Source organism: Kitasatospora cathayae (assembly GCF_027627435.1).
Classification (GTDB): Bacteria; Actinomycetota; Actinomycetes; order Streptomycetales; family Streptomycetaceae; genus Kitasatospora; species Kitasatospora cathayae.
The window spans coordinates 5817852-5837388 of sequence record NZ_CP115450.1 but is presented as its reverse complement, the minus strand read 5'-3'; the positions used below and the strand labels follow the sequence as shown (position 1 = coordinate 5837388).

The 19537-nt window shown below is 72.3% G+C and carries 19 protein-coding genes; 10 read left to right on the top strand and 9 right to left on the bottom strand.

What is annotated here, in order from left to right:
* Nucleotides 1-6: 6 nt before the first annotated feature.
* The gene (locus O1G21_RS26080) at nt 7-1275 is read right to left on the bottom strand and encodes an MFS transporter (RefSeq protein WP_270147055.1); all 1269 of its coding nucleotides are present in this window, start codon (nt 1273-1275) and stop codon (nt 7-9) included.
* A gap of 93 nt (nt 1276-1368) precedes the next feature.
* On the opposite strand from O1G21_RS26080, the gene O1G21_RS26075 reads away from it, so the two are divergent.
* Nucleotides 1369-1605 (top strand): hypothetical protein, encoded by a 237-nt coding sequence (locus O1G21_RS26075; protein ID WP_270147054.1) that lies wholly within the window; start codon nt 1369-1371, stop codon nt 1603-1605.
* 308 nt (nt 1606-1913) lie between these two features.
* Here the strand turns inward: O1G21_RS26075 and O1G21_RS26065 are convergent, their stop codons facing one another.
* On the bottom strand, nt 1914-2663 hold the full coding sequence (locus tag O1G21_RS26065) for a helix-turn-helix transcriptional regulator (RefSeq protein ID WP_270147053.1): 750 nt from the start codon (nt 2661-2663) through the stop codon (nt 1914-1916).
* Nucleotides 2664-2673: 10 nt separating this feature from the next.
* Nucleotides 2674-3612: an alpha/beta hydrolase gene (locus tag O1G21_RS26060; RefSeq protein WP_270147052.1), complete on the bottom strand. Its 939-nt coding sequence runs from the start codon at nt 3610-3612 to the stop codon at nt 2674-2676.
* A 160-nt stretch (nt 3613-3772) separates the two neighbouring features.
* Between O1G21_RS26060 and O1G21_RS26055 the strand changes: the two genes are divergently transcribed.
* From O1G21_RS26055 to O1G21_RS26045, 3 genes are all read left to right on the top strand, one after another.
* Nucleotides 3773-4909, top strand: a complete 1137-nt coding sequence (locus tag O1G21_RS26055) for a threonine aldolase family protein (RefSeq protein ID WP_270147051.1) — start codon at nt 3773-3775, stop codon at nt 4907-4909.
* A 181-nt stretch (nt 4910-5090) separates the two neighbouring features.
* A complete protein-coding gene (locus tag O1G21_RS26050; RefSeq protein WP_270147050.1) occupies nt 5091-5669 on the top strand; it encodes an NADAR family protein in 579 nt (192 codons plus the stop codon).
* A 264-nt stretch (nt 5670-5933) separates the two neighbouring features.
* Nucleotides 5934-7055, top strand: a complete 1122-nt coding sequence (locus O1G21_RS26045; RefSeq protein ID WP_270147049.1) for a hypothetical protein — start codon at nt 5934-5936, stop codon at nt 7053-7055.
* An 81-nt stretch (nt 7056-7136) separates the two neighbouring features.
* Here the strand turns inward: O1G21_RS26045 and O1G21_RS26040 are convergent, their stop codons facing one another.
* Both O1G21_RS26040 and O1G21_RS26035 read right to left on the bottom strand, forming a co-directional pair.
* Nucleotides 7137-8363, bottom strand: coding sequence for an IS30 family transposase (locus O1G21_RS26040; protein ID WP_270146614.1), 1227 nt, complete (start codon nt 8361-8363; stop codon nt 7137-7139).
* Between the two features lie 87 nt (nt 8364-8450).
* Nucleotides 8451-9833 carry a glycine--tRNA ligase gene (locus O1G21_RS26035; RefSeq protein WP_270147048.1) on the bottom strand — a complete coding sequence of 461 codons (1383 nt, stop codon included), beginning with the start codon at nt 9831-9833 and terminating at the stop codon, nt 8451-8453.
* A 191-nt stretch (nt 9834-10024) separates the two neighbouring features.
* Between O1G21_RS26035 and O1G21_RS26030 the strand changes: the two genes are divergently transcribed.
* Genes O1G21_RS26030 through O1G21_RS26015 form a run of 4 tightly spaced genes read left to right on the top strand, consistent with a single transcriptional unit; the run spans nt 10025 to nt 13231 of the window.
* Nucleotides 10025-11041 (top strand): metal ABC transporter substrate-binding protein, encoded by a 1017-nt coding sequence (locus O1G21_RS26030; protein WP_405000707.1) that lies wholly within the window; start codon nt 10025-10027, stop codon nt 11039-11041.
* Nucleotides 11042-11055: 14 nt separating this feature from the next.
* A complete protein-coding gene (locus tag O1G21_RS26025) occupies nt 11056-11820 on the top strand; it encodes a metal ABC transporter ATP-binding protein (RefSeq protein ID WP_270147047.1) in 765 nt (254 codons plus the stop codon).
* Nucleotides 11817-12785 carry a metal ABC transporter permease gene (locus O1G21_RS26020; protein WP_270147046.1) on the top strand — a complete coding sequence of 323 codons (969 nt, stop codon included), beginning with the start codon at nt 11817-11819 and terminating at the stop codon, nt 12783-12785. Before O1G21_RS26025 ends, O1G21_RS26020 begins: the two co-directional genes overlap by 4 nt.
* 35 nt (nt 12786-12820) lie before the next feature.
* On the top strand, nt 12821-13231 hold the full coding sequence (locus tag O1G21_RS26015; RefSeq protein ID WP_030290780.1) for a Fur family transcriptional regulator: 411 nt from the start codon (nt 12821-12823) through the stop codon (nt 13229-13231).
* A gap of 89 nt (nt 13232-13320) precedes the next feature.
* Here O1G21_RS26015 and O1G21_RS26010 read toward each other — a convergent pair whose 3' ends face one another.
* The 4 genes from O1G21_RS26010 to leuA all read right to left on the bottom strand — a co-directional run bounded on the left by O1G21_RS26010 (nt 13321) and on the right by leuA (nt 17785).
* The gene (locus O1G21_RS26010) at nt 13321-14160 is read right to left on the bottom strand and encodes an isoprenyl transferase (protein WP_270147045.1); all 840 of its coding nucleotides are present in this window, start codon (nt 14158-14160) and stop codon (nt 13321-13323) included.
* A gap of 4 nt (nt 14161-14164) precedes the next feature.
* Entirely contained in the window at nt 14165-14911 is a 747-nt protein-coding gene (gene recO / locus O1G21_RS26005; protein WP_270147044.1) for a DNA repair protein RecO, read from the bottom strand.
* Nucleotides 14912-15077: 166 nt separating this feature from the next.
* Nucleotides 15078-15749 (bottom strand): TerB family tellurite resistance protein, encoded by a 672-nt coding sequence (locus O1G21_RS26000; protein WP_270147043.1) that lies wholly within the window; start codon nt 15747-15749, stop codon nt 15078-15080.
* Nucleotides 15750-15988: 239 nt separating this feature from the next.
* Entirely contained in the window at nt 15989-17785 is a 1797-nt protein-coding gene (gene leuA / locus O1G21_RS25995) for a 2-isopropylmalate synthase (RefSeq protein ID WP_270147042.1), read from the bottom strand.
* 335 nt (nt 17786-18120) lie between these two features.
* Between leuA and O1G21_RS25990 the strand changes: the two genes are divergently transcribed.
* On the top strand, nt 18121-19143 hold the full coding sequence (locus O1G21_RS25990) for a M4 family metallopeptidase (protein WP_270147041.1): 1023 nt from the start codon (nt 18121-18123) through the stop codon (nt 19141-19143).
* 112 nt (nt 19144-19255) lie between these two features.
* Nucleotides 19256-19522, top strand: coding sequence for a protealysin inhibitor emfourin (locus tag O1G21_RS25985; RefSeq protein WP_030290773.1), 267 nt, complete (start codon nt 19256-19258; stop codon nt 19520-19522).
* Nucleotides 19523-19537: the final 15 nt, after the last annotated feature.

Below are 19537 nucleotides of genomic sequence, written 5' to 3'. Positions count from 1 at the left end.
GGCGGTTCACGCCCGGCTCGCCCCGGGCCGGGCCGACTGGGGCCGGGTGGTGACCACCGCGAGGGTGCCGGCCAGGGCGATCGAGGCGAAGACGGCCAGCGCCCCGGTGGTGCCGACCGCGCCGGCCAGCGTGCCGCCCAGCAACGCCCCGACCGGCATGACGAGTTGGCCGATCGAACGGGACAGGCCGAGCACCCGCCCCAACTGCTCGGGCGGGGACAGCTGTTGCTGCAGGGTGACCCAACTGACTCCCCAGACCGTCGCGCAGAAGCCGAACGCCAGCTGGTAGGCGATCAGCACCGGGAGCGCGGCCCCGAGCGAGGCCAACGGGATCAGGAACAGCGCGGTGGCGGCGAGCGGGCCGAAGACCGGGATCACCCTGGTCAGGCCGACGCGCCGGATGACCCGCTTGGCGGTGATCACCGCCGTCACCGCGGCGATGCTGTAGACGGCCTGGGTCAGCCCGAGCTCGCCCGGCCCCAAGTCCACGACCTGGTAGGCGAAGTAGGCGAAGAGGCCGCCGAGCCCGGCCCCGCCGAGGTTGAGGGCGGCAGCGGCGACGGCCAGCCGGGCCAGCAGCGGCTGGTCGCGCAGCACGTCGATCCCCTCCCGCAGCGACTCGGCGAGCCCGGGGCGCGCGGCGGCCTGCTTCGTCTCCTCACCCCGCCGGAGCCGGGGAAGACTCATGGCCAGCGCGGACAGCCCGTAGCTGACCGCATCCGCCACCATCGCGGTGGCCGCCCCCACCGCCTGCACCAGCGCGGCCGCCAGCCCCGGACCGGCGATCTGACCGACCGAACGGGCCCCGGCCAGCTTGGCGTTGACCGCCACCAGGCCCTCCGCGGGCACGAAGTCCGCCACCACGGTGGGCACCGCGATGGCGGAGACCCCGCCCAGCGCACCGGAGACGGCCGCGACCGCGTAGAGCTGGACCAGCGTCAGCGCACCGGCGGCATGCGCCAGCGGGACGGTGGCGATCAGCAGCAGCTGGATGACGTCCACCGCGACCAGCAGCCGCCGACGGGCGGCCACCCGGTCGACCAGCACCCCGGCGAACGGCCCGGTCAGCCCCTGGACCCCGTACTCCAGGGCGAAGACCAGCGAGGCCGCCAACGGCCCGGTGTCCAGCAGCAGGATCGCCAGCGTGGGCAGGGCCAGCGCCGTGACCTGGGTGCCCGCCACGCTGACGCCCTGCGAGAACATCAGCGCCGACACGGCGCTGCGCGCGGGCGGCGGAGTGGCCGCGGGCGAGCCGTCTGCATTCTCATCTGCCATGCGTCCCAAGCTACTTCAACCCGTCGCGGCGCCGATTTCGCTACCGCGTCCCGCCGGTTCGTGCCATGATCGCGGCCGGAGGAAGGGGATTCCATGGGCTTCGTTCTCGCGTTCCTGGCCGCCCTGGTGGCCACCGTCGTCGGCGCCACCCTGTTCCTGATCCGCCGCGAACGCGCCCGCCGGCGCTGGGCGGGCGAGACCGAGGAGTGCCTGCTGATCGAGCAGCACCGGACCGCTCAGGCCGCCCGGCTCCGCAGCACCTACACCAGCGCGGCCATCCACAACGGCACCGGTCTGCTCCCCCAGGACCTGCACGAACACCAACCCTGAGGGAGCGCGGGGGAGAACGGAAACCCGGGTGCACCCGCCGACCACGCCGCGCGACACTACGCGCATGACCTCCGACACCCTCCGGACACCGCAGCAACGAGCCCTCGGCCACGTGGCCGCGCTGTCCTCGGGCCCGCCGGTCGACCCGACCCTGCGGGTGACCCTCGACTTCCACCGTTCCTGAGCTTGCTGGCCATTCCTGAGGCGGTCAGGAAGGTGTGGCACCACCTCGCCCGCTTCGGCGCGCCCGCGGCGAGCACTCCGGCGCCGAGCTGAGCGGACTTCACGGCGCCCGGCGCGAGCGGACGTCACGGCGTGAGCGCCGCCAGCGCCGTCGGCCGCACCGCGTCGGCGCCCGCCGAGCCGAGCAGCAGGGCGGCCAGGTCGTGCGGCGGGGCCGGTTCGCCGGTCGAGGTCGCCGCCATGATCCGGTCCAGCCGAAAGCCGCGGCCGGCCCGCCGGGTGCGGCACCAGGCGATCAGATACCACTTGCCCTCGGCCGTGAGCAGCCCGGCCGGTTCCACCGTCCGGTCGCTCTCCCGCCCCGCCGCGTCCAGGTAGGACAGCCGCAGCACCGTGTTCTCCGTGAGCGCCCGCTCGACGGCCGTGCGGACCGACTCGGCGGTGCGGACCGACTCGGCGGTGCGGACCGACTCGGCCGTGCGGGCCGGTAGGGCGACGATCCGGGCGGCGAGTTCCTGTGCCGCCGTCGAGGCGGGGCCGCTCATCGAGGCCGCGATCTTCTGCGCGGCGGTACGGGCCGCACCGGCGTAGGGGGCGGAGGCGTCGGCGGCGGCGAGCGCGGCGACCAGCGCCGAGGCCTCGTCGGGGGTGAAGCGGATCGGCGGGAGGGTCATCGCCGGGTCGATCGACCAGCCGCCGCCGCGCCCGGTCGTGGTGCGCACCGGGACGCCCGCCGCCATCAGCGCCTGGAGGTCGCGCTGAACGGTGCGGGTGCTCACCTCGAAGCGCGCGGCGAGCGCGGCGACCGTCAGCGGTCGGGGCGCCGCCGCGCGCAGTTCCTCCACCAGTGCGTAGAGCCGAGGGGTGCGGTCCATGCGGCCGACGCTACCGCCCCGCGGCGACCAGGAAATCCCGCTCCCGCCGGTGCTCGCGCTCGGTGACGGTCAGCGGGAACAGGGTGAAGCCGTGCATCGCGCCGGCCACGACGTCGAGCCGGACGGGCGCCCCGGCCGCGCGCCACCGCTGGGCGAGGAAGCGCGAGTCGTCCAGCAGCGGGTCCTCGGTGCCGACGACCATCCGGGCGGGCGGCAGGCCGGTCAGGTCGGCGTACAGCGGGGAGACCTCCGGGTCGCGGCGCTGCTCGGGGGTCATGCCGGGCGTGAAGAGCTCGTAGCTCCCCCGGATCGACTCGGTGTTGCTCAGCAGCCGCCGGGAGCCGAACAGCCGCTGGCTGGGCGTCATCGACAGGTCGTACGGGCCGAAGGCCAGGTGGGCGGCCCGGAACGCGCCGGTGATGCCGTGCCGGTCGCGCAGGCGCAGCAGGGTCAGGACGGTGAGGTGGGCGCCGGCCGACTCGCCGCCGATCAGCAGCCGCCGGGTGCCGAACTCGGCCTCGGCGCGCTCCACCAGCCAGTGGGCGGCCGCCTCGCAGTCCTCGGGCCCGGCGGGGAAGGGGTGTTCGGGCGCCAGGCGGTAGTCCACGCTGACCACGGCCAGCCGGGCTTCGGTGGCGAGGCGCCACAGCTTGTCGTCCTGTCCGTCGGCCGATCCGAAGGTCCAGCCACCGCCGTGGACGTGCAGGTAGACGCCGTCGACGTGCTCGGGGGTGAAGATCCGGACCGCGACCCCGTCGGGCAGGACGCGGTCACGCCCCTGCGGCAGCCGCGCCGGGGGCGTGTCGCCGCCGAGCCGGTTGGTCCGCAGGTGTTCGATCGTGGCGGCGTCCAGGGTCCGGGCGCGGGGCGGGCGGAGCGCGGCGGCGGCCTCGAACTGCTCGTTGAAGGCCAGGGTCTCGGTGAGGCAGTCCTCGTCGGTGATCGTCATGGGTCGATCCTGGCGACCGTCCGCGACAACCCAGTGTCACCCTTTTCCGGTGACCCGCGTCACAATCGGTCCGGCCGGCGGTCGTCGGCTCCGTTCCACGCCTTCGCCGTAGCGGGAAAAGCAGTTGGTCCGGCCTCCTCGCCGGTCTGACAATCGCCGGATGACCGATGATCAGATCGACTGGGGTCGCCTGCGCGCAGCCCGTCGGGCCAGCACCCGCTTCTTCTCCGGCAGCCGCCCCCTGACCATCCACGAGCGGCTCACCACGCTGGCCGCCGCCGTCGACCCGGGCCTGTACCCCGACGTCTACGGCAACGGCGGCCCGGTAGGCGAACTGGAGGAGCGCACCGCCGCGCTCCTCGGCACGCAGGACGCGGTCTTCTTCCCCACCGGCACCATGGCCCAGCAGGTGGCCCTGCGGTACCACGCCGAACGGACCGGCAACCGGGCCGTCGCCCTCCACCCGCTCAGCCACATCGAGCGGCACGAGCGCCACGCCCACACCCAGCTCACCGGCCTGCGCGGCCTCTGGCCCACCACCGCACAGCGCCAGCCGACGCCCGAGGAACTCCGTTCGCTCGGCGAGCCCTTCGGCACCGTGGTGGTCGAGCTCCCCCTGCGCGACCCGGGCTTCCTCCTCCCCAGTTGGGAGGAGCTCACCGAACTGGTCGCCGCCGCCCGCGAAACCGGCGCCCGGGTGCACTTCGACGGCGCCCGGCTGTGGAACACCACGGCCCACTTCGGCAAGCCGCTCGACGAGATCGCGGCCCTCGCCGACAGCGTCTACGTCTCCTACTACAAGGACCTCGGCGGCATCAGCGGCGCCGCCCTCGCCGGCGACGAGGCGCTCACCGCCTACGCCCGCACCTGGCGCCACCGCTACGGCGGCCAGCTCTACCAGCAGTGGCCGGCCGCCCTCTCCGCGCTCGCCGGGCTGGACACCGTGCTCCCCGAGCTGCCCGGTTACGCCGCCCACGCCGCGACACTCATCCCCGCCCTGGCCACCCTCCCCGGCGCCCGCATCCACCCGGCGGTGCCGCCCACCCACGAGTTCCAGCTCTGGCTGCCCCACCCCGCGAAGGCCCTGAACCAGGCCGTCCTCGCCCTCGCCGAGCAGGAGCGGATCTGGTTCGTCCCGGAGTGGACCGACGCCGCCCCCGGCCTCGCCATGGCCGAGGTGAGCCTGGACGGCCCGGCACAGGCGTGGACGCCGGAGGAGGTCACCGAACTCGGGCTGCGCTTCCTCGAGTTGGCTGCGGCCGCCGAGAAGGGGGCCACCGCAGCCGGCCGGGGCTGATCGGCGACACCACCGAAGCTCCGCAGCCCCGGGCGGCGGCGCCCGGCCGAGGAGCCGGGCGCCGCTGCAAGGAACGACGATCGGGCCGAAATCCCGCGCCCCGATCGCCCCACCGCGCGAGCCCCTTTCCGCCGGACAAACGGTTGGCGGGCGCCAGACCCTTTGTGTCAGAATGACGATTATGAGCAAGCAGCATGTGGGGGACTTCGCCGACGTCCGCAACCGCGAGGAGCTGACGGCCCTGATGGCCTCCGGGTCACGGCCGAAGTGGTTGATGTTCTGGGGGCACACCGCGCGGAAGGACGGTGTGACGCGGCAGGAGTGCCTGAGCCAGTGGTGGCCCGGGCGGTTCACCGTCGACGGGGTGACGTACGCCTCCGCCGAGCACTGGATGATGGCCGGGAAGGCCCGGATGTTCGGGGACGAGGCCGTCGAGCAGCGGGTCCTGGCGGCCCGCACGCCCGCCGAGGCGAAGAAGCTGGGCCGGCTGGTCAGGGGCTTCGACGAGAAGACCTGGGCGGCCGGCCGGTTCGAGCTGGTGGTCGAGGGGAACGTCGCGAAGTTCGGTCAGGACGAGACCCTGCGGGAGTACCTGCTGGGCACCGGCGGCCGCGTCCTGGTCGAGGCCAGCCCGGTGGACCGGATCTGGGGCATCGGGCTCGCCGCGGACGACATCCGGGCCGAACGCCCGCTGGAGTGGCGGGGGTTGAACCTGCTGGGGTTCGCCCTGATGGAGGCTCGGGCGCGACTGGGCGGCTGAGGCCGGCCCTTCCACCGCCGGCCGGGGCGGTCGCGGTCCCGCGACCGTCCCGCCCCGCCGAGCCACCCCGACGCACCCCAACTCGCCACAGCCACAGCCCCGGTGGCCCGGAGCGCGACCGGCGCACTTCGCGCCACGACCGCCCCTTGCCGCGCTCCTTGACACCACTCGGGCACGACTGGTCGTGCTCCCGTAACTCCTTCGCCACATTCCAACGCCAGGATGTCCCGCAGTCAGGGTGCAGATGGACAGGTTGGGGCGATCATGCGCATGCGGTCGACGGAAGAATCCGCAGGCCAGCAGCCGGAGTGCGAGCAACGGGCCGCCGAACTCCGGGCCGAACTCGACGAGTTGCTCAGCGCAAGCCGCTACGCGGGCCAACGTGAACGGCGGCTGAACGAGGCGATCCGGGCGGCCCCCGGCCGCCAACGCCCGGACGGCGACCTGTTGCGGCAGCTCGCCCAGGCCCGCACCCTGCGCGAGGGACTGGGCGCACGCTGCCTCCAACTGAGCGACCAGCTCCAGGAGTTGGAGAACCGCCTGAGACAGCGGCGGCATCCGCAACAGCCGCCGCATCCGCAACAACCGCTCCCCGCCGAGCCCCAGCCCCGCCAGGCCCCGCCGCCACCACCGCCACCGCCCGCCCGGCCCGACCTGGGCGCCCTCACCGAGCGGATCATCGGCCTCCACCGACGCGGCGCCTTCCCCGAGGCCGAGGAACTGCTGAACCAGGCCGCCGCCCGCCTAGCCCCCACCGACGCCGCCTTACTGGTCGGGATGCTCTCCCAGCGCGGCCCCACCGGCGCCTCGCTCCACCTGGCCCGCACCGCCGCCGGGGGCACCCCGGACCACGCGGTCGCCGTGCTGGCGGAGCTGCGCGAACTGGGCCTGGCCGAGGAGGCCGCCGAGCTGTTCCACACGTTCTGGACCCACCCCGCGTCCGCCGTCCCGACCCTGCTGGCGGCGCTGGAGCGGGCCGGGCAGCACGCCGACCGCGCCACACTGCTCTGGGAGTGGGGATCGGCCCCGGCCCCGGAGCTGACCTCCCTCGCCGCCTGCCTCCAGCAGCACGGCCGCCCCGCCGACGTGCGGACCCTGCTGCGCCAGGCGGCCGGCCGCCCGACCGCCGACCTCGCCGGGCTCGCGACGGAACTGCCGCCCGCGCTCGCCACCCTCCTGCTGCACGAGCTGGCCGGCCTGCGCCCGCCGGCCGAACTAGTGCGCCTGGCCACCGCGCTGGAGGCCCACCCCGACCTCTACCGGCAGCTGCTGGACGCGCTGCTCGCCGACGGGTCCCGCCACCGCACCACCCTCGCCGCCCTGCGCAGCGCCGGGCTGTCGACCGCCCCGCCGGGCGCCCCGCGCTCCCGCTGGGGCCGGCGCTGAAGCCGCTGGAAAGCGGGGAGCCCCCGCCCGCCCCCACGAAGGGGCGGTTTCTAGGGGTCGTTGCAACACGTGGTCGGTTGTCTAGGCCGCGATGAGTTTATGCAGGCGCTCGGCTGGGGTTTCCCAGCCGAGCGTTTTGCGTGGGCGGCCGTTGAGTTCGGCGGCAACGTGGACCAGGTCCTCTGGGGTGTGGGCGGACAGGTCGGTGCCCTTCGGGAAGTACTGCCGGAGCAGGCCGTTCGTGTTCTCGTTCGAGCCGCGCTGCCAGGGACTGGCCGGGTCGCAGAAGTAGACGGGGACGCCGGTGACGAGGGTGAACGAGCCGTGCGAGGCCATCTCGGAGCCCTGGTCCCAAGTCAGCGATCGCACCAGGTGAGCGGGCAAGGTCTGGACGGTGGCGACGAGGGCGTCGCGCACGTGTTCGGCGGTGCGGCCGTTCGGCAGGTGCAGGAGCATCACGTAGCGGGTGTGGCGCTCGACGAGGGTGCCGATGGCGGAGGCGTTGTCCTTGCCGAGGATCAGATCGCCTTCCCAGTGGCCGGGAACGGCTCGGTCCTCGACCTCGGCCGGGCGTTCGCTGATCATGACCATCGGGTCGATGAAGCGCGGCCTGCGGCAGTTGGCCTGGCGGTGGGGGACGCGGCGGGCGCGTCCGGTGCGCAGGGCGCCGGCCAGCTCGCGGCGCAGTTCGCCGCGGCCCTGGATGTAGAGGGCCTGGTAGACGGTTTCGTGGGCCACGTGCATCTCCGGCCGCTCGGGGAAGGTGTCCCGTAGAGCCTGGCAGATCTGTTCCGGGCTCCACTTCACGTCCAGGTGCTGCTGGATGAAGTCCCGCAGTTCCCGGTTGCGGGCGATCTTGGCGGGCTTGGGGCGTGGCCGGCGGGCGTCGGCGCGGGCCTGCGCGGCGTGGGGCCGGTAAGTGCCGCTGCCCGGGTGGCGGTTGCGCCGGATCTCGCGGCTGACCGTGGAGGGGCTGCGGCCCAGTTCGGCGGCGATCGCGCGGACGGTGGCTTTCTCCCGCAGCCGGTCGGCGATGTGGATGCGTTCGTCCTCGCGCAGGTACCGGGACGGCCCGGGTGGCGAGGGAGCGGCCGCCCGCGCGGATTGCGCGGGCGGCCTCGGCCTCTTCACGCGGCCCTCGGGCCGGCCGTGGCGCCACTCACGGCCGGTCCGCTCGTGAACTCCCACGAGCCGGGACGCCTCTGTGTTGCTGTAGCCCTGCTGCACGAGCCGGAAGTATTCCTCCCGCTCGACACGGAGCTTCCTGGGCCCCTGCGGCTTCCGGTCCCTACGGATCTCGAACTCCATCGCACACCTTGAGCTCGGGTGTTGCGACGACCGTTAGAACCCAAGAGGAGGACGGCCGGGGGCTCCCCGGAGTACCGGGTGCCGGACTCAGCAGCCGATCAGACGGGCCGCCAGGTAGCCCTTCACCTGGTCCAGCGACACGCGCTCCTGCGACATCGAGTCGCGGTCGCGAACGGTCACCGCGTTGTCCTCGAGGGTGTCGAAGTCGACCGTCACGCAGAACGGAGTGCCGATCTCGTCCTGGCGGCGGTAGCGCTTGCCGATCGCGCCCGCGTCGTCGAACTCGACGTTCCACGCGGCGCGCAGGTCGGCGGCCAGGCCGCGGGCCTTCGGGGAGAGGTCGGCGTTGCGCGACAGCGGCAGGACGGCGACCTTGACCGGGGCCAGCCGCGGGTCGAGCCGCATGCCGACGCGCTTCTCCATGACGCCCTTGGCGTTCGGCGCCTCGTCCTCGAAGTAGGCGTCGAGCAGGAAGGCCAGCATGGCGCGGTTGAGGCCGGCCGCGGGCTCGATGACGTACGGGAAGTACTTCTCGCCGCTCTCCTGGTCGAAGTACTTGAGGTCCTGACCGGAGGCCTCGCTGTGCACCCGCAGGTCGTAGTCGGTGCGGTTGGCGACGCCCTCGAGCTCGGAGAACTCGGAGCCGCCGAAGTTGAAGCGGTACTCGATGTCCACCGTGCGCTTGGCGTAGTGGGAGAGCTTCTCCTTCGGGTGCTCGAAGAAGCGCATGTTCTCGGTGCGCAGACCGAGGTCGACGTACCAGTCCCAGCGCTGCTGGAGCCAGTACTCGTGCCACTGCTCGTCGTCACCCGGCTTGACGAAGAACTCCATCTCCATCTGCTCGAACTCGCGGGTGCGGAAGATGAAGTTGCCGGGGGTGATCTCGTTGCGGAAGCTCTTGCCGGTCTGGGCGATGCCGAACGGCGGCTTCCGGCGCGAAGTGCTCTGGACGGACTTGAAGTTGGTGAAGATGCCCTGGGCGGTCTCCGGGCGCAGGTACGCCAGGCCGGCGGCCTCCTCGGTGACGCCGAGGTGGGTCTTCAGCATGCCCGAGAAGTCCTTGGGGTCGGTGAACTGACCCTTGGTGCCGCAGTCGGGGCAGTTGACGTCCTTGAGGCCGTTCGGCGGCGGGAAGCCGTGCTTGGCCTCGTACTTCTCCTCCAGGTGGTCGGCCCGGTGACGCTTGTGGCAGGACATGCACTCGGTCAGCGGGTCGTTGAAGGTGGCGACGTGGCCGGAGGCCTCCCAGACCTCGCGGGCGAGGATCACCGACGAGTCGAGTCCGACGACGTCCTCACGGGCCTGGACCATCGCGCGCCACCACTGGCGCTTGATGTTCTCCTTGAGCTCGACACCCAGCGGCCCGTAGTCCCAGGCGGCACGCGTGCCGCCGTAGATCTCGCTGCAGGGATAGACGAAGCCACGGCGCTTGCTCAGGCTGACGATCGTGTCGATCTTGTCGGCGGCCACAGTGCTCTCTTCAGTACGTACGGCACGGTCAGGGCACGGCTGGTTGCGCGTACCCGAATACCTCAGGTTACCGGCCAGACGGGTACGGGGTTCAAATCGGTATCGTCCGACTTCCCCCACCGATGGCCACCTCCCGTTCACCCATCCGAGTGATTTGACAATCATTTCCAACTCAGATGAGAATGATTGTCATGATGATCGGACTGCCTGGACGCCGAACCCGCACGACCGTCGCCCTCACCACCACCGCCCTCGTCGCCTCGCTGGCCCTCACCGCCTGCGGCGGCAGCAGCAGCGCCAAGGGCACGGACGGCAAGCTGAACGTCGTCGCCTCCTTCTACCCGATGGAGTTCCTGGCCCAGCAGATCGGCAAGGACCACGTCTCGATCACCGACCTCACCGCGCCCGGCGTCGAGCCGCACGACCTGGAGCTCACCGCCAAGCAGGTCGCCGGCGTCCAGAAGGCCGACGCGATCGTCTACCTCAAGGGCCTGCAGCCCACCGTCGACCAGGCCGTCGACCAGTCGTCCGCCAAGACGAAGATCGACGCCACCGCCGCCAGCCCGCTGGTCGACCACCACCTCGACGAGGGCGCCGAGGGCGGGGACGCCCCCAAGGACAAGGGCCCGGCCGGCGACCCGCACATCTGGCTCGACCCGGCCCGCTACGCCGCGATCGCCAAGAGCGTCGGCGACGGCTTCGCCAAGGCCGACCCGTCCCACGCCGAGGACTACAAGAAGAACACCGACGAGCTGGTCACCAAGCTCACCGCCCTGGACCAGGAGTTCCAGGCCGGGCTGAAGGACACCAGGACCAAGACCTTCGTCACCAGCCACGCCGCCTTCGGCTACCTCGCCGACCACTACGGCCTCACCCAGGTCGCCATCAACGGCGTCGACCCGGAGTCCGAGCCCACCCCGGCCCGCCTGGCCGAGGTGCAGAAGGCCGCCAAGGACAACGGCGTCACCACGATCTTCTTCGAGACCCTGGTCAGCCCCAAGCTCGCCGACACCGTCGCCAAGGACCTCGGTCTGAAGACCGCCGTCCTGGACCCGCTGGAAGGCGTCAAGGACCCGTCCAAGGACGACTACCTGAGCGTCATGCGACAGAACCTGGCCAACCTCCAGGCCGCCCTCGGCGCCCCGAGCGGCGCCCCGAGCAGCGCCCCCGGCAGCACCTCTGGCACCACCCCCACCCCCGCGAGCTGACGGGACGCAACACCATGACCCATCCGATACCCCCGGCCGTCCGCCTCCGTGACGCCGTCGCCTCGCGCGGCGGCCGGCCGGTGCTGCGCGGCGTCGACCTCACCGTCCGACCGGGCGAGGTCGTCGCCCTGCTCGGCGCCAACGGCTCCGGCAAGTCGACCACCGTCAAGGCCGTGATCGGCGCCGTGCCGTTGGAGCACGGCACCCTGGAGCTGTTCGGCACCCCGTACGGCTCCTTCCGCGCCTGGCACCGGATCGGGTACGTCCCGCAGCGCACCACCGCCGCCTCCGGCGTCCCGGCCACCGTGCGCGAGGTGGTCTCCACCGGACGGCTGGCACAGCACCGGCTGCTGCCCTTCCGCCGCAAGGACCGCACCGCGGTGGACCGCGCGCTGGCCGCCGTCGGCATGCTGGACCGGGCCGGGGACGGCGTCGCCGACCTGTCCGGCGGCCAGCAGCAGCGGGTGCTGATCGCCCGCGCCCTGGTCGGCACCCCCGACCTGCTGATCATGGACGAGCCGATGGCCGGCGTGGACGCCGCCAGCCAGCAGGTGCTCGCCGACACCCTGCGCACCGAGGTCGAGCGCGGCGCCTCCGTCCTCCTCGTCCTGCACGAACTCGGCCCGCTGGAGCCGCTGATCGACCGCGCCGTGGTGCTGCGGGACGGCTGCGTCGCGCACGACGGCCCGCCCGTGCCCAACACCGGCCTGCACGCGCTGCCCGGCCACGACCACGTCCACCCGCACGCCGACCTCACCCCGCCGAGGCTGCTCGCATGACCGAGATGCTCTCCTACGACTTCATGCAGCGGGCCCTGCTCGCCGCCGTGCTGGTCGGGATCACCGCCCCCGCCGTCGGCATCTACCTGGTGCAGCGCCGCCAGGCCCTGATGGGCGACGGCATGGGCCACGTCGCGATGACCGGCGTCGGCCTCGGCTTCATCTTCCAGACCAGCCCGGTCTGGATGGCCGTGCTGGTCTGCGTGCTCGGCGCGGTCACCATGGAGCTGGTCCGCTCGCGCGGCAACCAGCGCGGCGACATCGCCCTGGCGATGCTCTTCTACGGCGGCATGGCCTGCGGCAAGCTGCTGGTGTCGATGTCCGCCCAGGCCGGAGCCGGCTCCCTGGAGAGCTACCTGTGGGGCTCGATCCTCACCGTCGCGCCCGAGGACCTGGTCACCATCGCGGTGCTCGGCACGGTGGTCATCGCGGTGACGGTCGGCCTGCGCCGCCAGCTCTTCGCGATCTGCCAGGACGAGGACTTCGCCCGGGTCACCGGCGTGCCGGTGCGCACCCTCAACCTGATGCTCGCGGTGATGGCCGCGGTCACCGTCACGGTCGCCATGCGGGTGGTGGGGCTGCTGCTGGTCAGCGCCCTGATGGTGGTCCCGGTGGTCGCCGCCCAGCAGCTCACCCGCTCCTTCGCCGCCACCCAGGCCGCCTCGATCGCGCTCGGCGTGGTGGTCTCGCTGGCCGGCGTCACCGGCTCCTACCAGCTCAACGTGCCCTCCGGCCCGGCCATCGTGCTGCTCGCCATCGTGGTCTTCGCGGTGTTCAGCGTGATCGCCGCCCCGCTCGCCCGCCGCCGCCACCGCCGCGGCGACACCGAACAGGTGCCGCAGGTCTGCGACGTCCGGCTCCCCGACCAGCCCGGCCCGATCGCCGGTCAAACCCCCGGCCAAATCCCGGGAAAGACTTCCTCCGACGCGACCACTCCGGAGCGGCGGGCCGGACTGGCACAATGAGGTGCGTGACGCCCACGACCCCAGGAGGACCCACGGTGACCACCGCAGGCCCGTCGCCGCGCGCCCGATCGACCCGGCAGCGTGCCGCCGTCTCGGCGGCCCTGGACGAGATCGCGGACTTCCGCAGCGCGCAGGAGCTCCACGACCTGCTCAAGCACCGCGGGGACTCCGTCGGTCTGACCACGGTCTACCGCACCCTGCAGTCGCTCGCCGACGCCGGTGAGGTGGACGTGCTGCGCACCGCCGACGGCGAGGCCGTCTACCGCCGGTGCAGCAGCGGGCACCACCACCACCTGGTCTGCCGGCACTGCGGCGCCACCGTCGAGGTCGAAGGACCGGCGGTCGAGCGCTGGGCCAACGCGGTCGCCGCCGAGCACGGGTTCAGCGACATCGCCCACACCCTGGAGATCTTCGGCACCTGCGCGGACTGCGCGAAGAAGGACTGAAGCCCGCACCGGGGCAGCCGGTACGGACGCACCGAGGGGCCCGCGGGAATCGTTCCCGCGGGCCCCTGTCGTGCCGTCGGCGAAAGGCCTCAGCGCTGGGAGGGCAGCACGCCCGGCGCGGGGAGCTCGTTCGGGATCGCCCCGCCGAAGCGCCGGTCGCGCATCGCGAACTGCTCGCAGGCGCGCCACAGGTCGCGGCGGTCGAAGTCCGGCCAGAGCACGTCCTGGAACACGAACTCGGCGTACGCGGACTGCCAGAGCAGGAAGTTGGAGGTGCGCTGCTCGCCGCTGGGGCGCAGGAACAGGTCCACGTCCGGCATGTCCGGGTGGTACATGTAGCGGGCGAGGGTCTTCTCGTTGACCTTCTTCGGGTCCAGCTTCCCGGCCGCGACGTCCCGCGCGATCGCCTGTGCGGCGTCGGCGAGTTCGGCCCGGCCGCCGTAGTTGACGCACATGTAGAGCGTCACCGCGTCGTTGCCCTTGGTCTGCTCCTCGGCGACCTGCAGCTCCTGGACGACGCTCTTCCACAGCTTGGGCATCCGGCCGGCCCAGCGGATCCGCACGCCCATCGCGTCCATCTCGTCCCGGCGGCGGGCGATGACGTCCCGGTTGAAGTTCATCAGGAACTTCACCTCGTCGGGCGAACGCTTCCAGTTCTCGGTGGAGAACGCGTACAGCGAGATGTTCTTGACGCCGAGCTCGATCGCGCCCTTGAGGACGTCCAGCACGACGGACTCGCCCACCTTGTGGCCCTCGGTGCGCGGCAGCCCGCGCTCCTTGGCCCAGCGGCCGTTGCCGTCCATCACGATGGCGACGTGCTCGGGGACCAGCTCACCGGGGATCTTCGGCGGCTGTGCGCCGCTGGGGTGCGGGGTCGGGGGAACGTAGTTCCGCTGCTTGCCGCCGCCGAAGAGCCGTCGCGCTGCCATGTGCTCACTTCTCCACGTATCTCATCGAGCGGATGCCCCGCTCCAGGTGCCACTGCAGATAGGCCGCGACCAAGCCGCTGCCCTCCCGCCAGTACCGCGGCTCGCAGGCGTCGGCCGTCTGCCAGTCCCCTGACAGCAGCGCCCCGAGCAGTACCAGTGTCTCAGGGGAGGGTACGGCACATCCGGGCACTCGGCAGTCCGCGCACAGCACCCCCCCTGCGGGGAGCGAGAAGAAACGGTTCGGCCCGTCCAGGCCGCACTTGGCGCAGTCGGTGAAGCTCGCGCCGTACCCGTTCACCGCGAGCGAGCGCAGCAGGAACGCGTCCAGCACCAGGTGCGACTCGTGCAGCCCGGCCGCCAGCGTGCGCAGCGCGCCCACCAGCAGCAGGTACTGCTGCACGGCCGGCTCGCCCTCGTTCTCGGCGAAGCGCTCGGCCGTCTCCAGCATCGCCGTGCCGGCGGTGTAGCGGCCGTAGTCGGTGACGATCGAACCGCCGTACGGGGCGATGGTCTCCACCTGGGTGCACAGCGGCAGCCCGCGCCCGACCAGCTCGCTGCCCCGGCTGAAGAACTGCACGTCGACGTGCGAGAACGGCTCCAGGCGGGCACCGAACTTGGACTTGGTCTTCCGCACCCCGCGCGCCACCGCCCGCACCTTGCCGTGCTGGCGGGTCAGCAGGGTGATGATCCGATCGGCCTCGCCGAGCTTCTGCGCCCGCAACACGACGCCGTCGTCCCGGAAAAGACTCATGGGAACCATTGTCCCCCAGGGCCCGCCCGCCCACGGACAGCCGTGGTGCCCGCACCGGGGCCGTGGGGGAGGACCACTGCGGTGCGGGTCACGGCGGGCCCGGAGGGGGTTTCGGGCCCGTTTGTGGGGGATGCGGAAGGTCTCGGGGGCCGCCAGGCTCAGCCTCTTACAGGTTCTCGTACGGCGCCCGGGTCGCCGCCTCCAGCAGCGCCGGCACCTGGCCCTTCGGCAGGTCCAGACAACTCCCGACCGCGGCCAGCACCTCGCGCTCCTGCGGCAGGTAGCGCCCGTCGGCCAGGGCGATCGCGGCGCCCTGCAGCAACAGCCGCTCCCTGCCCTGCTGGGCCAGGTGCGGGGCCAGCGGTTCGAGCGCCGCGTGCAGCTCCACGGCCAGGCCCCCGGCCATCCCGTGGGCGTCGTGGAGCTCGCCGCCGAGCCCGGACAGCGCGGCGAGCGCGGCCAGCACCTGGGCCTCGCCGCAGTCCTCGAACCCGGCCTCGCGCACCGCCGCGCAGGCCGCCTCGCGGGCCGCCCGGTGGGCGGTGCCGCCGGCCGCGAGCAGGGCCAGCGCGATGGTGTACTGGGCGTCCCGCAGCATCGCGCCGAGGCGCACACTGGTGGGCTGCTCCAGGGCTTCGACGCCGTAGCGCCCGTGGCAGCTGGTGCACTGCACGCTGCCGATCACCGGTCCGAGCGGGAGGACGGGCGTCCCCAGCAGCCGCAGCCACCGCCGGCCGTGCTGCCGACGGTAGTTGCGGTCGCCGCCGCAGCCCGGGCAGAAGAAGTCACCGAGAACGTCGGTCCGCCACCTCGGGCGAACACCACACAACCTGGTCACGGCGCCACTCCCCAGACATGGCAGGCGGCCTGCACAACTATGGGCAGGTCACGCGACCGGACACCGAGGCCGTCCCACCGGCCCGGCTTTCCGGTGGATCGATGTTGCCATGGTTACCGGCACGTGTCAGTACCTCGAACGGCTTCCGATCCGAAAAAATGTGGCGCAGACCACAACGCGCGACGGGCACGGCGAAGGGCCGCCCGGCAGGACGGCCCTTCGCGTACCGCCCGTACGAATTAGCCGCGCTGCGAGCGGTTGACGGCGCTGATCATCGCCTTCAGCGAGGCCAGCACGGTGTTGCCGTCGATGCCCACGCCCCACAGCACCTTGCCGTCCACCGCGCACTCCACGTACGCGGCGGCCTGGGCGTCGCCGCCCTCGCTCAGCGCGTGCTCGGCGTAGTCCAGCACCCGTACGTCCACGCCGATCCGGGCCAGCGCGTCCGCGAAGGCCGAGACCGGGCCGTTGCCGGTGCCGGACAGGGTCACCGGCGCACCGTCCACCACGGCCTCGGCGGTCAGCGCGTCCCGGCCGTCCTCGGTGGTCAGGCTGCGCGAGCCGGCCAGCGACAGCCGGCCCCACGGGTTGGCCGGGGTGGGCAGGTACTCGTCCTCGAAGACCCGCCAGATCTCCGCCGGGGTGACCTCGCCGCCCTCGGCGTCGGTCTTGGCCTGGATGATCCGGGAGAACTCGATCTGCATCCGGCGCGGCAGGTCCAGCTTGTGGTCGTTCTTCAGGACGTACGCCACCCCGCCCTTGCCGGACTGGCTGTTGACCCGGATGACCGCCTCGTAGGTGCGGCCGACGTCCTTCGGGTCGATCGGCAGGTACGGCACGCCCCAGGTGTGCTCGTCCACCGGCACCCCGGCCGCCTTCGCGTCCGCCTCCAGGACCTCGAAGCCCTTCTTGATGGCGTCCTGGTGCGAGCCGGAGAAGGAGGTGTACACCAGGTCGCCGGCGTACGGGTGGCGCGGGTGCACCTCCATCTGGTTGCAGTACTCGGCGGTGCGGCGCACCTCGTCGATGTCGGAGAAGTCGATCTGCGGGTCGATGCCCTGCGAGAACAGGTTCATCCCCAGCGTCACCAGGTCGACGTTGCCGGTCCGCTCGCCCTGCCCGAACAGACACCCCTCGATGCGGTCCGCGCCCGCCATGTAGGCCAGTTCGGCGGAGGCGACGGCGGTGCCGCGGTCGTTGTGCGGGTGCACCGACAGGCAGACGAACTCGCGGCGGGACAGGTTCCGCGACATCCACTCGAACTGGTCGGCCTGGACGTTCGGGGTGGCCCGCTCGATGGTGGCCGGCAGGTTCAGGATGATCTCGCGGCCCTCGCCCGGCTGCCAGACGTCCATCACCGCCTCGCAGACCTCCAGCGCGAAGTCCAGCTCGGTGTCCACGAAGATCTCCGGCGAGTACTGGTAGCCGAAGACGGTGTCATCGCCCAGCAGCTTCTCCGCGTACTCCATCACCAGCCGGGTGCCGTCCACGGCGATCGCCTTGGTGGCCGCCTTGTCGTTGCGGAACACCACCCGGCGGAACAGCGGGGCGGTCGCGTTGTACAGGTGGACGGTCGCCCGCGGGGCGCCGACCAGCGCCTCCACGGTCTTCTCGATCAGCTCCTCGCGGGCCTGGGTCAGCACCGAGATGGTGACGTCCTCCGGGATCGCCCCCTCCTCGATCAGCGACCGCACGAAGGCGTGGTCGGTGGCGCCGGAGGACGGGAAGCCGACCTCGATCTCCTTGTAGCCCATGGCGACCAGCAGGTCGAACATCTTCCGCTTGCGGGCCGGGGACATCGGGTCGATCAGCGCCTGGTTGCCGTCCCGCAGGTCGGTGGAGAGCCAGCGCGGCGCCTTGGTGATCACCTTGTCCGGCCAGGTGCGGTCCGGCAGGTCGACGGTGCCGAACGGCAGGTAGCGCCCGTGCCGCATGCCCGAGGGCCGTTGGCGGACGGAGGCGGCGGTGATCGGGGTCGGCCGGTCGACGAAGGCGCGAGCGGCGGGAACGGACGCGGCGGAGGTCTGCTCGGTCATGGAGGTGACTCTCGGCTTCCTGTGGATGCTTGGGTACCGGGCGGGTCGGGAGGGATCAACACCGACTGGCCGGCCTCTGCTGCCGCTCGCGATACGCCGTTGGATCGCCGATTCCGCGCACAGCTCGTTCCCCGCGGCGAGGGAGCCGGCCCCAGTGGACTACAGGCCCTCGACGCGGCAGCTAAGAAGAAGCAGCCCGTTGCGCATGATGGGCCCAGCGTAACCCAGCGCCGCGCGCCCCCGAAGTGATCCGGGCTTCCGTTCCACCCCTTGAGACGGCGACGGTCACGCCAAAGGTGATGACAAACGGTCACCGATGCCTCACTCTGGGCCACATGACTGCAGGAGTCCCGCACTGCGCGATCGTCCCGCCATACGTCCTGGGCCGCCTCGCCGAGGCCGGTCACGAGCCCGCCATCCACTCCCTCGCCCTCGACACCGCGCACCGCGCGGCCCGTCTCACCGCTCCCCCGCCGACCGCCGGCGCGCCCGGCCTGAACCGGGTGATCGCCGACACCGGGCACAGCCAGCGGCTGCCCGGACGCACCGTCCGCACCGAGGGCCAGGCCCCGGTCACCGACACCTCCGTCAACCACGCCTACGACGGCCTCGGCGACACCTTCGCGCTGTACTCCGAGGTCTTCGGCCGCGACTCGATCGACGGCCGGGGTCTGCGGCTGGACGCCAGCGTCCACTACGGCCGGAACTACGACAACGCCTTCTGGAACGGCCAGCGGATGGTCTTCGGCGACGGCGACGGCGAGATCTTCGGTGACTTCACCGCCTGCGTCGACGTCATCGGCCACGAACTCACCCACGGCGTCACCCAGTTCACCGCCGGCCTGGAGTACCAGGACCAGCCCGGCGCGCTCAACGAGTCGGTCTCCGACGTCTTCGGCTCGCTGGTCAAGCAGTACGCGCTGCACCAGAGCGCCGCCGACGCCGACTGGCTGATCGGCGCCGGGCTGCTCGCCCCCGGGATCCAGGGCGTGGCGCTGCGCTCGATGAAGGCCCCCGGCACCGCCTACGACGACCCCCAGCTCGGCAAGGACCCGCAGCCCGCGCACATGCGGGACTACGTGAACACCACCGAGGACAACGGCGGGGTGCACATCAACTCCGGCATCCCCAACCACGCGTTCTACCTGCTGGCCACCGCCCTCGGCGGCCAGTCCTGGGACCGCGCCGGGCGGATCTGGTACGACACCCTGACCGGCGGCCAGTTGCCCGCCGACGCCGACTTCACCGCCTTCGCCCGGGCCACCGTGGCCGCGGCCAAGGCCCGTTACCCCGGCCAGCCCTCGGTCGCGGACACCGTGACGGCCGCCTGGGCCCAGGTCGGCGTGAGCCCGGGGTGAGGGCGGACGAACGGGGCCTGCCCCGGTGGTCGAGACCGGGTTGAGGTGCACTTGAGGTCACGGTCCGGGAAAAGCGTCGCAAAAGCCTTCCCTGCGTAGCACCATGGACACCATGCGCATCCAGGTGACCCGGACCGGCGGCCTCGCCGGAATCGTCCGCCACGCCGAACTCGACACCGTCGACCGCACGGACGCCCCGCACGTCCACGCGCTCGCCCGCGAAGCCGTCGCGGGAGGGCTGCGCGCCCCCTCGTACGGCGTACCGGACGGCTTCCACTACGAGATCACCGTCGACGGACGGACGGTGCACTGCGCCGACCCCAAGCTCACCGACTCCCAGCGGGAGCTGGTGTCCCTGGTGCTGCGCGAGGGCGCGTAACCCCCGCGCAGCGTC

Bases quoted from the DNA above. Each gene is read 5' to 3' on its own strand.
- O1G21_RS26060 (WP_270147052.1), bottom strand. From the start codon at position 3,612: ATGACGATCACCGACGAGGACTGCCTCACCGAGACCCTGGCCTTCAAC.
- O1G21_RS26050 (WP_270147050.1), top strand. From the start codon at position 5,091: ATGAGCAAGCAGCATGTGGGGGACTTCGCCGACGTCCGCAACCGCGAG.
- O1G21_RS26030 (WP_405000707.1), top strand. From the start codon at position 10,025: ATGATGATCGGACTGCCTGGACGCCGAACCCGCACGACCGTCGCCCTC.
- O1G21_RS26020 (WP_270147046.1), top strand. From the start codon at position 11,817: ATGACCGAGATGCTCTCCTACGACTTCATGCAGCGGGCCCTGCTCGCC.
- O1G21_RS26025 (WP_270147047.1), top strand. From the start codon at position 11,056: ATGACCCATCCGATACCCCCGGCCGTCCGCCTCCGTGACGCCGTCGCC.
- recO (WP_270147044.1), bottom strand. From the start codon at position 14,911: ATGAGTCTTTTCCGGGACGACGGCGTCGTGTTGCGGGCGCAGAAGCTC.
- O1G21_RS26055 (WP_270147051.1), top strand. From the start codon at position 3,773: ATGACCGATGATCAGATCGACTGGGGTCGCCTGCGCGCAGCCCGTCGG.
- O1G21_RS26010 (WP_270147045.1), bottom strand. From the start codon at position 14,160: ATGGCAGCGCGACGGCTCTTCGGCGGCGGCAAGCAGCGGAACTACGTT.
- O1G21_RS26040 (WP_270146614.1), bottom strand. From the start codon at position 8,363: ATGGAGTTCGAGATCCGTAGGGACCGGAAGCCGCAGGGGCCCAGGAAG.
- leuA (WP_270147042.1), bottom strand. From the start codon at position 17,785: ATGACCGAGCAGACCTCCGCCGCGTCCGTTCCCGCCGCTCGCGCCTTC.
- O1G21_RS25985 (WP_030290773.1), top strand. From the start codon at position 19,256: ATGCGCATCCAGGTGACCCGGACCGGCGGCCTCGCCGGAATCGTCCGC.
- O1G21_RS26075 (WP_270147054.1), top strand. From the start codon at position 1,369: ATGGGCTTCGTTCTCGCGTTCCTGGCCGCCCTGGTGGCCACCGTCGTC.
- O1G21_RS26045 (WP_270147049.1), top strand. From the start codon at position 5,934: ATGCGCATGCGGTCGACGGAAGAATCCGCAGGCCAGCAGCCGGAGTGC.
- O1G21_RS25990 (WP_270147041.1), top strand. From the start codon at position 18,121: ATGACTGCAGGAGTCCCGCACTGCGCGATCGTCCCGCCATACGTCCTG.
- O1G21_RS26065 (WP_270147053.1), bottom strand. From the start codon at position 2,663: ATGGACCGCACCCCTCGGCTCTACGCACTGGTGGAGGAACTGCGCGCG.
- O1G21_RS26080 (WP_270147055.1), bottom strand. From the start codon at position 1,275: ATGGCAGATGAGAATGCAGACGGCTCGCCCGCGGCCACTCCGCCGCCC.